The following is a 17,953-nucleotide window of genomic DNA, read 5'->3' on the forward strand; positions in this document are numbered from 1 at the left end:
CCAGGATGAATGCTGAATCCTACTTTCTGACAAAGTTAGACGGGTCTTGATCTCGTCGATGCTTAGTGGGAATGGGGTCTGGCTGCCCATCACCCGCAAGGGCTGCGGTTTTTTCCAGGGATTCCCTCAATCGCTTGGCTGCGTAGATGGACATGTCTCGCGGTACATTAATGCGATCGCGCAAATATCGGAGAGCGACATCAGATCCCGACGGAGGTACACAGTCTTTACCTGTCATCATGTGTGTTAAAGCACAACGTAGGGCTTGGTCAAACAATTTATCATCTAAAGGGTTGACTCGGATAATATTGACGCGATGCTCGATAGTTCGTTGAAGAGCTTCCATGCGGGAGTTTTCCGGTTCTGGATAAGTAACATCTGGTAGTCCAAACCAGGGGCCGTTATCCACCCGCGCTTTATTGAGAAGCATCTGGGTTTCGCGGTTTTCCCAACAGCCCCCCATCTGGGGAGGCAAATCATGTGCGTGGGTGTGAAAGTCGCTCTGAGTACCGCAGTAGGTAGCTCGGCTTTCCATTGCTGCAAACCATGCGCTCAAGCGAGGGTTTTCTTCCCGCAGGGAGTAGCCCTTGTAGTAGTAAAGGCTCGCATTCATCCGTTCGAGATATGGCGTAAAAATGACATCGACGATGCCGAAGCTATCTAGAAAATAAGGGCTTGGGGTGCGACCCAGAGCCTCCTCTACCCTAGTCACCACTCCGATAAATTGTTCTCGGTTGCGTTGTTCTTGTTGAGAGGAAACGGGTGGGTAGCACAGCCAAGCGCACCAGGCTCTAAATAAAAGTCTTTCTAATTGACGTAGAGGTAGCACCGTCCAGTCTTCCATCCCTTGGCTCAATGGAGCAAATACCTTTTCCAAAGCGATCAAAATGTCATCGCTTTCCTTAATAATCTGTCCATCTAGCTCGATCGCGGGGAGCATTCCTGATGGTACCTTACGTTTGTACCAACTTTCTTTCTCCCCATAACAGAACATTGTCACTTTTTCGATGCGATAGGGGATCTGTTTTTCCTCTAGCCATAACCAAACTTTTTGACAGTAAGGACACCAGGCGTGGTTATCTCGGTACAGCGTTACCCGCACATCAGATTCGCGCTGACCAAACAAGCGCAACCTGGCTTTAGCGTTGGTGAGACCATTAACGGTATCTATTTGATAGTCCGTGAGGGTTTCTAGTTCTTGCCAGCTTAAGGGTGCGGTAGTCATAGGGTGAATTGTGTAGGCCAATACTTAGGACTTTTCTTGACTCTACAATATTTTCAATTACACCAAGGCTTAATTTAACCGATAGGTTCGCCCATTTGGAAAAGATATTGGAATTTTAGGATAGTGGCTCTATTGGGATGAACTATCTGTGTTTACACTCAAAATACTGTGTATGATTCGGTGTCAGTCCGATTTATCAGAGAAATTAATGAACTCAAAATATAACTTTCAATACTTCCAAGGAAGCTCTCTTTCTGATTTGTTTGCTCAAGATATCACAGATGCATCTTATGGGTTTATCTTAAATTACCCTGCAACTGCGAGTTGGGCTGCTTATCCCAACCGGAAAAAATATTTTATTCAAGATGGCAGTAGTGAAGCCACCAAAACCTCCTTTGATAAGATTTGCCAAAAGGAACCTTGGAAAAATTTGGCTGTGTTAGGCGAGGGCATTCCTGGAATTGTGATTATTCCGCCACCAAGGTTGCTGCTGGAATACTGGCAAGAGCATTTCGGATTCAATCACTCCAATATTGAGATAATGGACTGCTCAACTTATCTAGACGATCTGGGCAGCAACGAACGTTTTGATAAACTCATTACTCTATTTCCCTTCGATCGTTTAAAACCCGAAAAACACGCTGTTAATTCAGACACCCATTATCGCTTACTTAGTAAAGTAACACTAGACGAACTGGGCGTGCAATGTCCAAAATACAAGACCTACAATCTGCACCAAGTCAACCTCCAAGACATCCAGTTACCGCAATTCCCCTATTTAATCAAAACATCGCACGGACTCTCAGGCGAAGGTACTTATATCATCAAAAGTCCCAGCGATCTAAACTACTGCCTTGAAGAAATTAGAAAATATCTTGCTATTAAATTGCTTGATACGATTATTGTCTCGGAGTTCGTCAAGAATGAGGTGCAAAATTACTGCGTACAGTTCTATGTCAACAAAGCGGGGGAGATAACCCTCATCGGCACTACTGGACAACTCGTTACTCCAGAAGGCAACTATTTAGGGGGACTAATTGACTACCGCAAAACTGACATGAGCAAGTTCTTTGAGATGATTACCAACGTTGGTCAGTATGCTCACAAACACGGGTATTTCGGCGTGATTGGCTTTGATGTGCTAGAAAATCAAGACGGACAGCTTTATGCAATTGATGCCAATTTCCGAGTTAATGGCTCGACTTCGTTGTGTTTGCAGCGCCATACTCTACTGCGACTGGGAAAAGGAGTAGCTAAATATTCTGGTAGCTACCGAATGGAGGGGACATTAGAATCAATTCTCCTAACCCTCAAACCAGAATTAGATCGCAAAGACTTGATTATTCTATCGGCTTTGGAGAAAGTCAAATACGGAAAAATCTATACAGAACTTTATGCGATTGCTACTGGAGAAACTATCGAACAAATGCAGTCTATTGAGCAGAAATTACAGAATAAGGGATTACAACTATTCTCTTAAGGGATAGTACTGATGCAGGTTATCAAGAATATCTACAGTAGGCATTATTGATAACCCCAACTATTAAGAATTCTTTCTAAAATACCAGAACCAAATACCTGATTCACTTTCATAAATCAAACCGGATTCCTATAGTTAATAATTGATAACTCATAACTTTTGTCTTTTGGTACTAATAGCTTTCCATTTTTAGTTAGCTTCAGTTGTTGTCCTCGCCACTCTATAGTGTTGCCAATAAAGCCAAAACACCAAATAATAAAGCTTGACAAGTCGCACGCAGGAACCAGCCAAAAAAACCTTTTGACTATTGGATCTTTCAAACAGATAGTACCAACAACCCAAGCCATCACCAATCTTGTTACCCAACAGATACATAGTGCTAGCCATCCTAGTGTTGAACCATTCGTGGCAATTAGCAGCAGCAAGCTAGTGACGACACCATAGGTAAAAATTAGTCCTAGGTAACCCCAAGGACGAGAAACTCGTTTACAAAACGCCCAACGAGTCTGGCGCTTGATGACATCAATTAAGGTGTTGCTTTCATGTAGATGTTCAACTATGTAATCAGAAAGCACAACTTTGTAACCTGCTTGGACAGGTAGATAGCCAAGTTGGAAATCATCTGCCAGATAATCTGCAATTGCTTCAAATCCACCAATAGCTTCTAGTACTTTTTTAGGGATGGCAATGGTGCAACCAAAGGCATATTTTATACCATTCTCCTGGATATTGCTGACTAAAACCCCAGCATGAAACTCAGTAGTAGTAGTAATAGCTTCTAATGTCGATATCCATCCTTGAGCTAAGGTTCGATACATACAGGTAACTACACCAACATTTTCGTCTTGCAACGGCTGGATAACTCTCTGCAAATAGTCTGTTCCAACTCGAATATCACTATCAGCAAGGACTAAAATTTCGTATTTAGCTTTGGCTACGGCATTGTCCAAGTTGCTAACTTTTAGGTTTGTACCGATGACGCGATCGCTTACAATCAGCAAAATATCCAAATCTGAAAAATTCTGGATAATTTTCTCTACAACCTCTATGCAAGGGTCTTGAGAGTTTCGCACAGCAAAGATGATTTGATATTTTGGATAGTCCTGCTGGCAAAATGAGGCTAGGTTTTCATAAGCATCCCTATCAATTCCACAAATGGGTTTGAGGATACTAACAGGTGGATGAAACTCTAGATCAATTGGCCGGGGATCAGCAAAAAAAGTTATTGCTGCATAAATTGCATAGCAATAAAACCAAACAGATAATATGGACAAAATCAAGAGAAAATAAATGATAAACAGGTGAAAATTTGTTAAGAAGGTAGATGCAAACATAGCTATTCATTACCAGACAATTAGTATTAGCCTTTTCTCGATTCACTGCCGATAAGTTTAGGATTTTTGTATGTACGTTACATAGGATTTGGATGACAAAGTTATTACTCTGAATTATGGAAAATCAAATTTAGGTGGTACGTTGGGATAGTAAATGATGGTTGGTAATTTCAAAGCCGTTATTCAGGAGCGCTTCGCGTACCTGAAGACTTAACAATGCAGCCAGTTCTGCTTCGCCTGTCCCTAATTCTCCATTTGCGTTGGCGAAACCCGCCACAGGCATCGCTGGATGAGAGTAAATCTCCACCAAGTTTGCCTGAATTTGGGGTATCAACCCAAGCAAATATTCCTCTGTAATGCCTCCAGTTTGCAATAAACCATAAACTCTTTGGGTAAAGCTAATACCTTGGGACTCTAGCAGTTTCTCCCCATAGCGGCGTAGTCTGCCAAATACTCCTGACCAAACTAGCTTTGTCAGTAGATGACTGCGATTAACTCTCAAGGTCATTCCCAGTTCTTCACTGGGAAGACGAATTACTTTAATATCAAATTCTGCCGCCAGGTCAACTAAAATACGCAAAACTACTGGATGTATATGCAAATGCAAATGTCCATCTACATGAGAAAGAGGCAAACCAGTAGAACGGTATTTTTCTAATTGAGCGCGAATTTCTTGGCGCAGTTCTTGACGGGTTTCTTTGACAAATTGATAGCGCAACCCGGCAAAAAATGGACTGTTGGAAAAGTTACCTTCTTTGTCAACTAAATGAGGAATTTGCTCTGGTGGTAAGACGGAGCGTCCACATACCAACACCAGATGTAGTCCAACAGCCAGGTTTGGATGGTTGCTTGCCAAAGTAACAGCCTCTTTTGCAGCCTCAGCGCTCACCATCAGGCTGGTACTAGTTAGCACTCCTTCTTTGTGTGCTTTGATAATTGCTTGATTAACTCCTTCAGAGAAACCAAAGTCATCACCATTCATGATGGCGAATCGCTGTGCTTGCATATATTCTGTATTTTTTCTGATAATTGAGCTATTGAGTTAGACTGATGCTGATCCAATCCAAAATTCAAAATGAACAACTAACCAACAACTACTGATTCTGCTTTCGCTGTTGCTTGAGTGCGACGGTCTTTCAAGTATGAGAAAAATTCTCGTCCTTCACGCAAACGGCGCACTAACATTTGCGGATCGGTGAGCATTTCACCAACAATTGGGATAATCGCTCTGGGACGGAAGTAGAACTTACGATACATTTTCTCAACTGCATCCTCAATCTCAGCACTAGAGAGATTTGGATATTGCAGTGTAGACATTTGAATTCCTGAACTAGCAACTAAGGAACTGTTGCTAAACCAATTATTTTCTTGTGCTTGACGATAAAGTTCTGTTCCAGGATAGGGAGCGGCGATGGAAACTTGAATTGTATGAGGACTAATCTCACAAGCAAACCGGACTGTTTCTTCAATTGTTTGTGGGGTTTCGTCGGGTAAACCAATGATAAATGTGCCGTGTACGGTGATGCCAAGTTTATGACAATTTTCCATAAACTTCCGCGCTACTTCTAGCTTGATTCCTTTCTTAATCCCATCTAAAATTTGCTGATTCCCAGATTCAAATCCGACTAAAAGTAGGCGTAAGCCGTTATCGCGTAGTTTTTTGAGGGTGTCATAGTCGAGATTGGCACGAGCGTTACAACTCCAAGTCAGTTTGAGTCGCCGCAGATGTTCGCTAATTGCGATCGCCCGCTGTTTGTCTATAGTAAAGGTGTCGTCATCAAACATATATTCTCGCACCTTGTCGCCAAAGATCGCTTTCGCTTCTTCCATCTCGCGCCCAACTGCTTCTGGGCTTTTAGTGCGGTATAAGTGTCCGCCAATTGTTTGCGGCCAAAGGCAGAAGGTACATTTTGCCGGACAGCCCCGCCCAGTATAAAAGGAAATGTATGGATGCAGCAAGTAGCCAATAAAGTATTTCGTAATATCCAAATCGCGGTGATAAACCGGCAAGACACTGGGCATAGAATCCCAATCGTGAATCAAGGGGCGGTCTTCATTATGACGGATATTACCCTGGCGATCGCGGTAGCTTAAACCTGTGATTTCTTCCCAAGATTTACCTTCGGCTATTTCTTTGCAGGTATAGTCGAATTCGTGACGACACACGAAGTCAATGATTGGGTTTTCAAGTAGCGTCTGTTCTGGTAATACTGCTACGTGCGCTCCAATTAAGCCAATCTTGACATTAGGGTTTTGAGCCTTGATTGTCTCGGCACACTTCACATCATTAGGCAGCGAAGGCGTGCTGGTGTGCATGATAATTAGCTCGTAATCTTGAGCAATTTCGATGACATCTTCTACTGTTTGATCGTGTGGGGGTGCATCAATCAGCTTGCTACCAGGCACAAGGGCTGCGGGTTGCGCCAGCCATGTCGGATACCAGAAAGAAGTAATTTCGCGCTTGGCTTGGTATCGAGAACCTGCGCCACCATCAAATCCATCGAAGGAAGGAGGACTGAGAAACAAAGTTTTTTTCACAGGTATATTTCCTTGTATATAGTTCGGAGGTTCTACTTAATACTTCTTTAGGATAAAACCTAAAGGGCAGCAGATGCGATCGCAGTGGTAAATGATTTATTAAATTTTCTATTTCTCTCTCTTGAGCAAAAAATATTTTTTAATCGAACCGCAGAGGCGCAGAGAACACGGAGAGATAAGAAATGGGTGTTCAACTGGTAGAATATAAAATTTACCCTAGTAATGCAAATTTAATTGGTTGGCAAACAACTATTGTGGAAATCGCACATGGCACATAAAAAGGGAGATTTTCATTTTTTGTTGTATCCAAACTGGGTATAGGCATCTGTCATGAATTTGATTTACTTTCTTTTGCGTTCTTCGTGGGGGATGGTAGCGATCGCGATCGCTACCGGATTTTTGAGTGGCGGTAGTAGCGCTGGCTTAATTGCCTTAATTAGTCATACAGCAAGTAGTAGTTCCGCTTCCCGCTACACATCCATCGCTTGGGGTTTTGTGGGGCTGGCGATCGTTGCACTGATTACCAGTATCATTTCTCAAGTGATGCTAGTTCGTCTTTCTCAGAATGCCGTTTTGCAATTACGGATGCGTTTGAGTCGCCAGATTCTCGCTTCGGAATTGAGTCATCTAGAACGCTTAGGGAATCCTCGATTATTGGCAACTCTCACAGAAGATATTCAAGCGGTTGCTAATGCTGTTTATCAGATGCCTTTCATTTTTATTAATTTAGCGATCGTCCTGGGCTGCATAGCGTACATAACTTGGCTGTCTTGGTTAGTATTGTTGATGGTTTGTGGGATTTCAGTAGTTGCGATCGCTAGTTGTCAGTGGCTACTCAACAGAGGCGGGAAATTGCTAGCTCTAGCTCGTGAAGATGAGGATCATCTGTTTAAACACTTTCGCACTATTACCGAAGGAGTCAAGGAACTCAAACTAAATTACAGGCGACGTGAAGACTTTTTAGCAGAAAAACTGCAATCAACTGCTAACGAGTTTCGTCATCACAATGTTAACGGTCTGACCCTTTTTGCCATAACTTCAAGCTGGGGTCAACTCATATTCTTTTTTGCCCTCGGTTTTGTCCTATTCGTGTTGCCGAATCTGCTTACCATCAATTCTGAAACTCTTTCTGGTTACATTTTAACTTTCACTTATTTGGTGTTACCAATGGATAACATCATCAGCAAACTTCCCCTATTAAGCAAAGCCAGTATTGCCTTGCAAAAAATCGAGTCATTGGGTTTATCTCTAGCTAGTCGAACTGAAATATCAACTGTTCCACCTGCTCTGAAAGATGATTGGCACAGCTTAAAATTTAAAAGTGTTACCCACACTTACTACACAGTTCAAGAAGACAATAGCTTTACCTTTGGCCCCATCGATTTGACACTCTCTCCTCAAGAATTAGTCTTTATTGTCGGCGGTAATGGTAGCGGTAAATCTACATTAGCTAAATTAATTACTGGCCTCTATATCCCTGAAAATGGCGAAATTTGGTTTGATAATGAGTTAATTAGCGAACAGAACCGAGAATGGTATCGGCAGCATTTTTCCGTGGTGTTTTCCGACTTTTATTTATTTGAAGAACTTTTGGGATTAAAAAATGCTGACTTGGATGCTCAAGCCAAAAAATATTTAAAACAACTGCAACTAGACCATAAGGTGAAAATTGAAAATGGGCAACTTTCCACCACAGCACTTTCTCAAGGACAACGGAAACGACTAGCTTTGCTTACAGCCTACTTGGAAGATCGACCAATTTATCTATTTGATGAGTGGGCAGCCGATCAAGATCCAGTATTCAAGGAAATATTTTACACTCAGATCCTACCCGAACTGCGATCGCGGGGCAAAACAGTACTAGTGATTAGCCACGACGACCGCTATTTTCATTTAGCCAACCGAATTATTAAACTTGACTATGGAAAAATCGAGTCTGACAAAACTTAATCCCAGAGTATTGGAGTAAAATCACAAATCTTTTCCTACTCCTATTCTCTGGCAATAACTATATCGTTGGACTTAATAACGGCATAAGCCTCTTTCCCCTCAGACAAATCTAACTCTTCTACCGATACTCTGGTGATAATCGAAGTTAACTCAACTCTGTGAATAATCTCCAGTGTCACCTCACTATTAACTGCTCCTGTAACAACTCGTTTAATAACACCCTTGAGAATATTGCGGGAGCTAACTTTGAGTGATTTCTTTTGAGTACTAATTTCTATCTCAGGGTTTTGAGTGTAGATATGTTGCTCAGTTGGTAGGGAATTGGATGGTGAAGAGTGTTGATTAAGACCGCGTACCAATTCCCGCAGAATTTCGGTCTTGGTTCGCTGAGACTGGCCGCAAAACTCTTCTAAAATCTTTCGTTCCTCTTCTGAGGTTTGGAATGTGACCCAGCCTTGTTCTTTTTTAGGCATAATTTTACCGATATAGTTGGGAAAATCTTGGTATTATTGGTACGATTCTACCTAGCATCAATTTTAGAAAAAACCTCTCAAGTCCCTTACTCTATGAAAAGAAGACAAATTCTTGGTTTCCTGGGTGTAGCAGTTGCTGGCTTGTTCTTGGCAATTGGTTTACCGTTAGTTACTCCTTCTCCTGTAATAGCACAGTCAAACACCACTATCCTCGTGTCCGCAGCCGCCAGCTTAAAAGAGGCACTGGAAGAAATTAAGCCTTTGTACCAACAAAGTAAATCAGATGTCAACATTAATTATAATTTTGGGGCTTCTGGTGCTTTGCAGCAACAGATTGAGCAAGGTGCGCCAGCCGACATCTTTATTTCTGCTGGCAAAAAACAAGTGGATGCCTTAGAACAAAAAGGACTTTTGGTACCAGGTAGCCGGACTAACATGGCAAATAACCGTTTAGTCTTGATTGTGGCTCAGGATGTTGTTGGCATTAGTAGCTTCTACAATTTAACAGATAGTAAAATTAAAAAAATTGCGATCGGTGAACCCAGAAGTGTACCTGCTGGTCAATATGGGGAGCAAGTCTTAAAGAAATTGAAACTTTACGATCGGGTAAAGTCCAAATTGGTTTTTGCTAACAATGTGCGTCAAGTTTTAGCAGCAGTGGAAAGTGGTAACGCCGAAGCTGGTTTAGTTTATGCCACCGATGCCAAAATCTCCAATAAGGTAAAAGTCGTAGTTGCTGCTGACGATAAGTTTCACTCACCAATTGTCTATCCAATGGCAGTAATTAAAAGCAGTAAAAATATTCCCGCAGCCAAAGAATTTATCCAGTTTTTATCTGACAGTCAAGCGAAGAATGTACTCAGAAAATATGGGTTTATTGTACGTTGAAGAACAAGGGGCTTAAGCCCCTTATCTTAATTGAGGTCTAAGAAGCCGTGGATTGCAACTTTTCTAATCGTGCCAGCACTTCTAAACTGTGAATGTTTGGGTTGACTTTGACAAAAGTCTCGCGCAAGATGCCTTGAGGATCGATGATAAAACTATGGCGGCTCGATAAGAAACCGAGCCACGAACCATAAGCTTTGCTCACTGAACCATCGGTGTCAGCCAATAGTGGGAATTTTAGTCCCTCTGAATCACAAAATTTGGCGTGAGAATCAATGTCATCAGCACTTACGCCAATAATTTGGGTATTTTTATCAAGGTATTGAGGTAAGTCTTGCTGAAAACGACGAGCTTCTATGGTGCAACCAGAGGTGAAGTCTTTAGGGTAAAAGTAGAGGACTAGCCACTTACCGCGCAAGTCAGAGAGGGAAATTTTGCCATCACCTGTGTTAGTTGGCAAAGTAAACTCTGGTGCGGGTTGATTAATTGCAGGAAGTTTACCACCAAAAGCATCAGCAACAGGGGTAAAGTTCAGCCAGCTGATGACAGAAATACAGCTGGCAAATAATATGTTTAAAAAAGTGCGGCGGGAAATCATGGTGTAAACCAGAATCATAACTTTACACAAGTTTACAATTCTTGGTTGCTACAAATCTCACTTAGAGTCAGATTTGGGAGGGTTATCTGTGCTTTCGATGTATTGGCTATCTAGCAGAAAGGCTCCTCTGGTGAACCGAATACCCCAATATCCACCAGGACGGCGGTCAATCACTATCCCCTCTTCACCAATGCGAATAACATCAGGGGGGCGCAGCATGGGCATAGGTTCAGCTGTTTTGACGTAGGGCGGTAGTGCCACAACCCGCACTTTACTACCAATTGCGAATTCTTGAGACATCTTAATCAAGCTAGGAGTTTTGATTAACTCATAACTCATAACTATCTTGAAAGTCTAGTAAATGGGGAATTAGGCAGATGTGGTTTAATAAATCACTTTTAAACCGCAGAGGCACGGAGAGCGCAGAGAGGAAAGCAGATATTTTAGAAGTTACTTTGAAAGAACTAATCCTAAGAATACTCCAAGTAAAAAAATGCCCAATTGTCATTGCTTCGCTTCGCTCTCTACGAGACGCTACGCGAACGCAATGACAGGTTTTGGATCATTTATTTTTTGGAACACTCTAAAAAAGGGAAAGGGAAAGGGGAAAATTTTATCCCCTTTCCGCATCTTCTGCAAGAAGTCTATTAATTTTTGACTGTGGAAAATAATGACTGGACATCAGTCAGAGGTAAGTGCCACAGTAATTCTGGTTGCCAATCTATCTTGGGATGAGATGGGCATTACTGCCCATCCCAGAATTATTTTTTTTGAAAAATTATTATTGAGGATTGCCTTGTTGACGGCGAGAAGGAGCATTTTGACGGAATTGCTCTATTTTCTGGCGCTGTTCGGGGGTTAAGACTGCTTGAATCTGTTGTTTCTCAGACTCCCGAATTTGTCGCATTTGGGTTTTCTGTGCTTCGCTCAGATTTAAATCAGCAAAATTACCTTTTTTGCGACCATGATGCTGACCTGGTTGCCCTTGACCTGTTTGCCCCTGAGCCTTACGCGCTTGCCACTCAGCCCGATGCGCTTGTTTCGCCGCTTCTAATTTTGCTTTTTGTTCTGGGGTGAACACTGCGTCCATTTTGGTGCGGCCATCGCGGCGAATTGTCTGAATTTGGGTTTTTTGGGCATCTGTTAGATTTAAGTCTTTCCAAGGGCCTCTTTCTTTTTGTGGAGTTTGTGCCAGTAACAAGGGTGAAGGAGAGGCTGTTTGAGCGTCAACAGCAAAGGAGGTTGCAGTTAAAGTTAGAGCGATCGCTCCAGCGACTAGCGATAATACTTTGAGTTTCATTACTTATCCTGTGGGTTTTTCCTGGTTGGTTGTCACCATCATAAGAACTTATCTTTAGTAGTTACATGAGGAGAAGGTCATGGTTTTACCCATGACTTTAGTCATGATTGAATTTTGACAAATTTGACTGACAATAAATAGTTAGGGGTTAGGAGTTAGAAGTTATAAATGATGAATATTTTTATAATGATTGATTTATCAATCATTATTTAGCTTATTGTATAGTGTTTTTATACTCTGCATTTACGATTAATTACTCATTTAGTGAAAAATTTAAACTGTCGAAGTAAACGTTCAAAGAGTTAGAATTTATAACTCCAAACTCTTAACTCATTCATTTACTGGAGCAAAATGACTGATGAATAGTCGAATTAAAATTAACAAGCATCCTTTTCCATCTCTACTTTATCTGGAGTGGATACTACTGGCTATCACTGCATTAACAGCTGTTATCCCACCTCCGTTACGGCGATTTCATCCCAAACATCCAGAGCTATCAATTTGTAGTACATTTCCAGACTTATCAGTTTGCAATCTATTGCCAGAACTATCAATTTATAGTCTGGTTATTTTTGCATTAATGGGCTTAATATTACCTATAAAGAGCAAAAAATCTAAAATAATATACACGGTTATTGAAATTTTATTAATTTTAACTACTGGATTGTTTGGTGAAAGATTTGCTCGTCTTTTCCCCTTTCTTTACATAATTTTAGTTACTCGCAGTTGCCTAATATTTAACTTACCTGGACGCTTATTTGTTACATCTCTAGCCTTTACGTTATTTCTATTTACGACACAGTTAAAATATCAGTTATTCAATTTACAAGCATCTCCACAAGCACAAGAAAAATTTCGATTTCTTAGCTTAAATTGGTCGCTAGTATTTGGCTTAAGTTTGGTGTTTGTGTTGTTGATGATGAATGCAGTATTATCTGAACGCCACAGCCGAGAAAAGTTAGCGATCGCTAATGAAAAACTCCGCGAATATGCCATGCGAATTGAAAATCAAGCTACCTTAGAAGAACGTAACCGCATTGCTCGTGAAATTCATGATTCGTTAGGACATTCTCTAACTGCTTTAAATCTACAATTAGAAACAGCTTTAAAACTGTGGCAGTCTAACCCAGGTAAGGCTGAAACATTTCTAGCAACAGCAAAAGAATTAGGTTCCAAGGCGCTAAAAGATGTCCGCCAATCTGTTTCTACTATGCGTTACAATCCCTTACAAGAGCAATCTTTAGATGGTGCGATCGCTAGTCTTTCAGAAAATTTTCATCGCTCTAATGGCATTTTACCAATTTGCCAAATTAACCTAGAATATTCTCTACCACCTGAAATCAATACTGCTATTTACCGGATTATTCAAGAATCTTTGACAAATATAACTAAATATGCTTATGCGACCGAGGTTAAACTGGAACTCGCTACGATCAGAGGAAATTTGCGATTGATAGTTCAGGATAATGGTAGAGGTTTTGATTTAGGGCAAAATACTACTGGTTTTGGACTTCATAGTATGCGCGATCGCACTTTAGCACTTGGAGGTGAGTTGAATATTAATAGCGCTCCTGGTTCTGGTTGCAAAATTACAGTTAATATTCCTTTAATGAGGTTGAGATGATGATTAAAGTATTGTTGGTAGATGACCAAGGTTTAATTCGTCAAGGACTAAGAGCGTTATTAGAATTAGAACCAGATTTAGAGATAGTCGGAGAAGCAGAAAACGGTGAACAGGCAATTAATTTGGTTGCTGAATGCCAGCCAGATGTCGTATTGCTAGATATTAGAATGCCTATTATGGATGGAGTTGCAGCCACGAAGGAGATTCAAAAACGTTTTGGCAAAACTAAAATTTTAGTCCTGACAACTTTTGATGATGATGAATATGTATCAGCAGCATTGCAAAATGGGGCAATGGGTTATTTATTGAAAGATACACCATCAGAAGAATTAGCTGTTGCTATTCGTGCTGTTTATAAAGGATATACTCAATTAGGCCCGGGTATAGTTAAAAAGCTATTAACTCAGTTTTCTAATGGTATAATAACTCAGTCACCGCCTGTACCATCAACTTTAGCCGAACTTACTCCCAGAGAAAAAGAGGTTTTGCGGTTAATTGCTACAGGCGCTAGTAACCGAGAAATTGCTCAACAACTCTACATTTCTGAGGGTACGGTCAAAAATCATGTGACGAATATTCTAAATCGGTTAAATTTGCGCGATCGCACTCAAGCGGCGATTTGGGCAAATACATATTTACCTTATTTGAATGAGGCAAGTTAAATAATTCGTAATTTTAATCTCTATAGGAATTATATTTGATTTTTGAAAAAATAAGTTGGGGTTGTGCGTTACGCTACTGGCGTGGCAAGCCTAAAGTTGTGCATTAGCGACGAAGCAAAAAATATTGATTTATCTCAATTTTCTCTAAAATCTATTGCAACATTTTAGCCTTGCCGCGCCACTACGCATATTTCAAAAATCAAATAAACCAAATTATGTTATGAAAAATGTCGAATTAAACTACAGCCTATTTAAATAAATCTAAACATTCGTGCTTTAAAATGCCTTTGGTGACTTTGATACTCCTAAATGACTTAGCAATTATCTCTTCACAAGATAGGTTAATTTGAGATTGATTTATCGAGATTAAATCTTGAATTGAAGCACCATATACAATTTCTGATAAACCACTCCAAACACAAGCAGTTGCACACATCGGACAAGGTTCGCCAGTTGTATATATGCTATAACCTTCTAAAGAAGGGTTTTTAAGTTTAGCTGTTAAACTACGAATGACATTGATTTCTGCATGGGCTGATGGATCGTTGTCTCTTATAACAGTATTATGACCTACGGCAACGACTTCGTTATCTTTAACAATCACAGCACCATAAGGTGCATCTCCTTCTTTTGCTTCTGCCAAAGCTAAACGCATAAAATATTCTGGGTTCATATAAGCTGCTGTTAACATAAGGATAATGATTAATAATATCGTATTTCTAATGCTATAACTGGGGATTAAGATTAGTTAATGGTCGAATATGTTACTGAGCAGACAAGAAACAGAATTCTACTTAACAGACCTAGAAACACCAATAGGTAAAGCGATTAATTTAACGCTTGCCGCTTTGGTGTTACTATCATCAGGGATTTTTGTGGCGGAAACTTATAATATCCCTGATTATGTGCGGTTCCAATTGAATCTTGTTGATACTGCGATCGTCATCATATTCGCGGTGGAATATTCACTCCGTCTGTGGAGTGCAGAAAATAAAGTTCAGTATATTTTTAGCTTTTATTCGATTATTGACTTAATGGCGATTTTACCATTCTTTCTAGGAATGGTGGATATTAGCTTTATCCGCCTACTGCGATGGTTTCGGATTTTACGATTAATTAGATTTATAGATAGAAAATTTTTATTCGCCAGTATCAGTACCGAAGATGGAATGATTTTTGCGCGAATATTATTTACATTATTTGCAATTGTTTTTATTTATTCTGGTTTAATTTATCAAGTAGAGCATCCAGTCAATCCTCAAAATTACGGTACATTTTTGGATGCATTCTATTTCTCTGTTGTCACGATGACAACTGTAGGATTTGGCGATGTTATTCCCATTTCTGAATTAGGGCGCTTGCTAACAGTATTGATGATTTTTACCGGAATTGCGCTGATTCCTTGGCAAGTGGGGGATTTAATTAAGAGAGTGGTGAAAACTGCTAATCAGGTAGAAACCGTTTGCTCAAATTGTGGTTTGGCTTTCCATGATGTAGATGCGGGGTTTTGTAAAAGGTGCGGAACTAAGTTACCAAGTCGGAGGGTTGATTGAAAAATTAAATTTCACGGTAAGATAATCTTTCTTTGGCAACTGCTCAGAAAAGAGAATATAACCAATGCCTAACCTCAATCTCATTTCAGAATATAAAAGCTTTGGTGGCAAACTCGGCTTTTACAGTCATCCCTCCTCAAGCTGTAACGGTGAAATGCGCTTTGCTGTCTATCAACCACCACAAGCAACTCAAAAACCTGTGCCAATTCTCTATTTTCTCTCTGGTTTAACTTGCACGGAAGAAAATTTTATGGTTAAGGCGGGAGCGCAACGCTACGCAGCGGAGTACGGTTTGATGCTGGTTGTACCAGATACTAGCCCCCGGAATAGTGGCATTGCAGGTGAGGATGATGATTGGGACTTTGGCACAGGTGCGGGCTTTTATGTTGATGCTACAGAGGAACCGTGGCGTAAAAATTACCAAATGTATAGTTATATCGTCCAGGAATTACCTGCTTTAATTACCGCAAACTTCCCAACCCAACCCGATAAACAAGGAATTTTCGGTCATTCAATGGGGGGACACGGGGCGCTAGTCTGTGCGATGAGAAACCCAGAACTCTATAAATCAGTATCAGCTTTTGCACCTATCACTGCACCTATGGGTTGTCCTTGGGGTCAAAAAGCTTTCAGTGGTTATCTTGGCAGCAATCAAGAAAGTTGGCGTGCTTATGATGCCAGTGAATTGGTGAAGCAAGTGGGATATCATAGTCTAATTCTCATCGATCAAGGAACTGCCGATGGAGTTTTGGCTGAACAATTAATGCCAGAAGTTTTTGAACAAGCTTGTGCAGATGTTAAGCAACCCCTAAATTTGCGTTACCAAGAAGGCTATGACCACAGTTTTTATTTTATCGCCAGTTTTATTGAAGATCATATCCGCCACCATGCGATCGCTTTCGGAGTTACAGTGACTAAATAAACACCCTCCTAGCTTCAGCTTTCCAATTGCTTTTTTGTCAGTAAAGCTGATTTCGCTCAACTGATAGCTTCCATCTGACGATTTATTAGTGATATCATGTCCGGTTAATTAGTTATGATTCCCACATCTGTGCAAAAATCGGAAAACCCTCTTTCCCCCTGCTCCCTGCGGTCTTCATGATAAGTCCTTAAACGGACATGATATGAGTGGAGTCTTAAGGTGCTTGCTGAAAAGCCTGGGCTATAGCATTGCGGGCAATCTTAGGTTTTAGGTTCTCATCGAAGGGAAGTGGACGCAGAAATTTCCAGAGACTTGGATTGTCCCTATAGGTTTTCTTTGGCATCCAGTCGGGATGACGTATCCAGGTATGACGGTCGGTAATTCCCCATGTAATTACAGTATCAACTTTAGCGGCAAAGCACAGGTCAAGATATCGCTTGTAACTGTCGGCTACCATCTGGTCTAGCTTTTGGATACTATCAGGCAGTGGGGTATCAATGATAATATCTAATTCTGTAATCATTGGTTTAACTCCCAAATCGTTAAGCCGTTTTAAGACAGAACTAAATCCTTTGGCATCAAAACCATAAGCGGTAGAAAACCATAGATGCGACTGGATACCTGCGCCGTCAATTTTAACGCCACTATTCTTTAGATACTCAACCATTTTTAAGAAACGGCTTGATTTCCATGTAGCGCCTTCGATGCCAAAATCGTTTAGGTAAAATTTCTTGGTGTTATCAACTGAAGCGGCAATTTTAAACAAGTCTCGAATTAATTCTGGTTTTACCCCTTTACGCAAACCGTAGGTAGCGTTATCAGTATTATTTTCATTATCAGCGATAATTTCATTGGCAATATCCCAGGACTTTAAAACGGGGCTATTGCGATAATGCCCCATGACTCCTTTAACATGGCGTTCGATCATCTCAAGAGTTGGGGGATAAGGAAGCCAGTCTGGTCTTCCCATGTGCCAGAAAAGGGTATGTCCATGTAATGCTATATTATTCTTCTGGCAGAAATTAGCGATCGCATCTGCTGATTCAAAGGTAAATTTTCCTGGCTGTGGTTCAGTGGCGTTCCATTTTAATTCACCATTCGGTGTCACAATTGAACACTCACGAGCAATTAGGTTAGCGTAATCTTTATCTTTCAGCAAAAATTCAGCATCAACTGCTGCGCCATAACGCTTACCTTTAGCAGCAGCTACTTGCCGAAGCGGAGAATCTACATTTGTATAAGTTCCTGCAAGATAATTTTTACTCTGGTCTTCTTTCTGCTTATCCTTTTGTAAAAAGCCCATAGTCAACAAGGCAGAAAGGGTTGTGTATCCTGCTCTTGTTAAAAATTTTCTCCGATAAGGCATAAATTTTACTTAATTAAGAAACACACGAATTATTATATTACAT

The 17,953-nt window shown here is 40.7% G+C and carries 17 protein-coding genes; 7 read left to right on the top strand and 10 right to left on the bottom strand.

Features of this window, described 5'->3' with window-relative positions:
• Window positions 1-19 precede the first annotated feature (19 nt).
• Window positions 20-1,225, bottom strand: a complete 1,206-nt coding sequence (locus tag V7K55_RS13600) for a glutathione S-transferase family protein (RefSeq protein WP_334832060.1) — start codon at window positions 1,223-1,225, stop codon at window positions 20-22.
• A gap of 208 nt (window positions 1,226-1,433) precedes the next feature.
• On the opposite strand from V7K55_RS13600, the gene V7K55_RS13605 reads away from it, so the two are divergent.
• Window positions 1,434-2,705 (top strand): ATP-grasp domain-containing protein, encoded by a 1,272-nt coding sequence (locus V7K55_RS13605; RefSeq protein ID WP_334832062.1) that lies wholly within the window; start codon window positions 1,434-1,436, stop codon window positions 2,703-2,705.
• 116 nt (window positions 2,706-2,821) lie between these two features.
• On the opposite strand, the gene hpnI is transcribed toward V7K55_RS13605, so the two are convergent.
• From hpnI to hpnJ, 3 genes are all read right to left on the bottom strand, one after another.
• Window positions 2,822-4,039, bottom strand: coding sequence for a bacteriohopanetetrol glucosamine biosynthesis glycosyltransferase HpnI (gene hpnI, locus V7K55_RS13610; RefSeq protein ID WP_334832064.1), 1,218 nt, complete (start codon window positions 4,037-4,039; stop codon window positions 2,822-2,824).
• A 130-nt stretch (window positions 4,040-4,169) separates the two neighbouring features.
• Window positions 4,170-5,045 carry a hopanoid biosynthesis-associated protein HpnK gene (gene hpnK, locus V7K55_RS13615; protein ID WP_334832066.1) on the bottom strand — a complete coding sequence of 292 codons (876 nt, stop codon included), beginning with the start codon at window positions 5,043-5,045 and terminating at the stop codon, window positions 4,170-4,172.
• 77 nt (window positions 5,046-5,122) lie between these two features.
• A complete protein-coding gene (gene hpnJ / locus V7K55_RS13620) occupies window positions 5,123-6,577 on the bottom strand; it encodes a hopanoid biosynthesis associated radical SAM protein HpnJ (protein WP_334832068.1) in 1,455 nt (484 codons plus the stop codon).
• Between the two features lie 330 nt (window positions 6,578-6,907).
• Between hpnJ and V7K55_RS13625 the strand changes: the two genes are divergently transcribed.
• Window positions 6,908-8,527 (top strand): cyclic peptide export ABC transporter, encoded by a 1,620-nt coding sequence (locus V7K55_RS13625; protein WP_334832070.1) that lies wholly within the window; start codon window positions 6,908-6,910, stop codon window positions 8,525-8,527.
• 41 nt (window positions 8,528-8,568) lie between these two features.
• On the opposite strand, the gene V7K55_RS13630 is transcribed toward V7K55_RS13625, so the two are convergent.
• The gene (locus V7K55_RS13630; protein WP_334832071.1) at window positions 8,569-9,000 is read right to left on the bottom strand and encodes a TOBE domain-containing protein; all 432 of its coding nucleotides are present in this window, start codon (window positions 8,998-9,000) and stop codon (window positions 8,569-8,571) included.
• A gap of 93 nt (window positions 9,001-9,093) precedes the next feature.
• On the opposite strand from V7K55_RS13630, the gene modA reads away from it, so the two are divergent.
• A complete protein-coding gene (gene modA / locus V7K55_RS13635) occupies window positions 9,094-9,888 on the top strand; it encodes a molybdate ABC transporter substrate-binding protein (protein WP_334832072.1) in 795 nt (264 codons plus the stop codon).
• Between the two features lie 37 nt (window positions 9,889-9,925).
• On the opposite strand, the gene V7K55_RS13640 is transcribed toward modA, so the two are convergent.
• The 3 genes from V7K55_RS13640 to V7K55_RS13650 form a co-directional block, all read right to left on the bottom strand.
• Complete coding sequence (locus V7K55_RS13640; protein ID WP_334832182.1) at window positions 9,926-10,483, bottom strand: peroxiredoxin; 558 nt, start codon at window positions 10,481-10,483, stop codon at window positions 9,926-9,928.
• Window positions 10,484-10,540: 57 nt separating this feature from the next.
• Window positions 10,541-10,783, bottom strand: a complete 243-nt coding sequence (gene sipA, locus V7K55_RS13645) for a regulatory protein SipA (RefSeq protein WP_094329425.1) — start codon at window positions 10,781-10,783, stop codon at window positions 10,541-10,543.
• Window positions 10,784-11,264: 481 nt separating this feature from the next.
• The gene (locus V7K55_RS13650) at window positions 11,265-11,783 is read right to left on the bottom strand and encodes a Spy/CpxP family protein refolding chaperone (protein ID WP_334832075.1); all 519 of its coding nucleotides are present in this window, start codon (window positions 11,781-11,783) and stop codon (window positions 11,265-11,267) included.
• Window positions 11,784-12,141: 358 nt separating this feature from the next.
• Between V7K55_RS13650 and V7K55_RS13655 the strand changes: the two genes are divergently transcribed.
• Together V7K55_RS13655 and V7K55_RS13660 are read left to right on the top strand one after the other, a co-directional pair.
• Complete coding sequence (locus tag V7K55_RS13655) at window positions 12,142-13,407, top strand: sensor histidine kinase (protein WP_334832077.1); 1,266 nt, start codon at window positions 12,142-12,144, stop codon at window positions 13,405-13,407.
• Window positions 13,407-14,069: a response regulator transcription factor gene (locus V7K55_RS13660; RefSeq protein WP_334832184.1), complete on the top strand. Its 663-nt coding sequence runs from the start codon at window positions 13,407-13,409 to the stop codon at window positions 14,067-14,069. The genes V7K55_RS13655 and V7K55_RS13660 overlap by 1 nt, the downstream gene beginning before the upstream one ends.
• A gap of 247 nt (window positions 14,070-14,316) precedes the next feature.
• Here V7K55_RS13660 and V7K55_RS13665 read toward each other — a convergent pair whose 3' ends face one another.
• Window positions 14,317-14,742: a nucleoside deaminase gene (locus tag V7K55_RS13665; protein WP_334832186.1), complete on the bottom strand. Its 426-nt coding sequence runs from the start codon at window positions 14,740-14,742 to the stop codon at window positions 14,317-14,319.
• 88 nt (window positions 14,743-14,830) lie between these two features.
• On the opposite strand from V7K55_RS13665, the gene V7K55_RS13670 reads away from it, so the two are divergent.
• Window positions 14,831-15,622 carry an ion transporter gene (locus V7K55_RS13670; protein ID WP_334832079.1) on the top strand — a complete coding sequence of 264 codons (792 nt, stop codon included), beginning with the start codon at window positions 14,831-14,833 and terminating at the stop codon, window positions 15,620-15,622.
• 64 nt (window positions 15,623-15,686) lie between these two features.
• On the top strand, window positions 15,687-16,544 hold the full coding sequence (gene fghA, locus V7K55_RS13675; protein ID WP_334832081.1) for an S-formylglutathione hydrolase: 858 nt from the start codon (window positions 15,687-15,689) through the stop codon (window positions 16,542-16,544).
• Between the two features lie 214 nt (window positions 16,545-16,758).
• Here the strand turns inward: fghA and V7K55_RS13680 are convergent, their stop codons facing one another.
• Window positions 16,759-17,910: an endo-1,4-beta-xylanase gene (locus V7K55_RS13680; RefSeq protein WP_334832083.1), complete on the bottom strand. Its 1,152-nt coding sequence runs from the start codon at window positions 17,908-17,910 to the stop codon at window positions 16,759-16,761.
• Window positions 17,911-17,953: the final 43 nt, after the last annotated feature.

This window comes from Nostoc sp. (genome assembly GCF_036919895.1).
Taxonomy (GTDB): domain Bacteria; phylum Cyanobacteriota; class Cyanobacteriia; order Cyanobacteriales; family Nostocaceae; genus Nostoc.

What these genes read in the sequence shown, in the direction of transcription:
- hpnK (WP_334832066.1), bottom strand. Translation starts at nt 5,045, where the DNA reads ATGCAAGCACAGCGATTCGCCATCATGAATGGTGATGACTTTGGTTTC.
- hpnI (WP_334832064.1), bottom strand. Translation starts at nt 4,039, where the DNA reads ATGTTTGCATCTACCTTCTTAACAAATTTTCACCTGTTTATCATTTAT.
- sipA (WP_094329425.1), bottom strand. Translation starts at nt 10,783, where the DNA reads ATGTCTCAAGAATTCGCAATTGGTAGTAAAGTGCGGGTTGTGGCACTA.
- V7K55_RS13670 (WP_334832079.1), top strand. Translation starts at nt 14,831, where the DNA reads ATGTTACTGAGCAGACAAGAAACAGAATTCTACTTAACAGACCTAGAA.
- modA (WP_334832072.1), top strand. Translation starts at nt 9,094, where the DNA reads ATGAAAAGAAGACAAATTCTTGGTTTCCTGGGTGTAGCAGTTGCTGGC.
- V7K55_RS13665 (WP_334832186.1), bottom strand. Translation starts at nt 14,742, where the DNA reads ATGAACCCAGAATATTTTATGCGTTTAGCTTTGGCAGAAGCAAAAGAA.
- V7K55_RS13600 (WP_334832060.1), bottom strand. Translation starts at nt 1,225, where the DNA reads ATGACTACCGCACCCTTAAGCTGGCAAGAACTAGAAACCCTCACGGAC.
- V7K55_RS13630 (WP_334832071.1), bottom strand. Translation starts at nt 9,000, where the DNA reads ATGCCTAAAAAAGAACAAGGCTGGGTCACATTCCAAACCTCAGAAGAG.
- V7K55_RS13640 (WP_334832182.1), bottom strand. Translation starts at nt 10,483, where the DNA reads ATGATTTCCCGCCGCACTTTTTTAAACATATTATTTGCCAGCTGTATT.
- V7K55_RS13680 (WP_334832083.1), bottom strand. Translation starts at nt 17,910, where the DNA reads ATGCCTTATCGGAGAAAATTTTTAACAAGAGCAGGATACACAACCCTT.
- V7K55_RS13655 (WP_334832077.1), top strand. Translation starts at nt 12,142, where the DNA reads ATGAATAGTCGAATTAAAATTAACAAGCATCCTTTTCCATCTCTACTT.
- fghA (WP_334832081.1), top strand. Translation starts at nt 15,687, where the DNA reads ATGCCTAACCTCAATCTCATTTCAGAATATAAAAGCTTTGGTGGCAAA.
- V7K55_RS13605 (WP_334832062.1), top strand. Translation starts at nt 1,434, where the DNA reads ATGAACTCAAAATATAACTTTCAATACTTCCAAGGAAGCTCTCTTTCT.
- V7K55_RS13660 (WP_334832184.1), top strand. Translation starts at nt 13,407, where the DNA reads ATGATTAAAGTATTGTTGGTAGATGACCAAGGTTTAATTCGTCAAGGA.
- V7K55_RS13650 (WP_334832075.1), bottom strand. Translation starts at nt 11,783, where the DNA reads ATGAAACTCAAAGTATTATCGCTAGTCGCTGGAGCGATCGCTCTAACT.
- V7K55_RS13625 (WP_334832070.1), top strand. Translation starts at nt 6,908, where the DNA reads ATGAATTTGATTTACTTTCTTTTGCGTTCTTCGTGGGGGATGGTAGCG.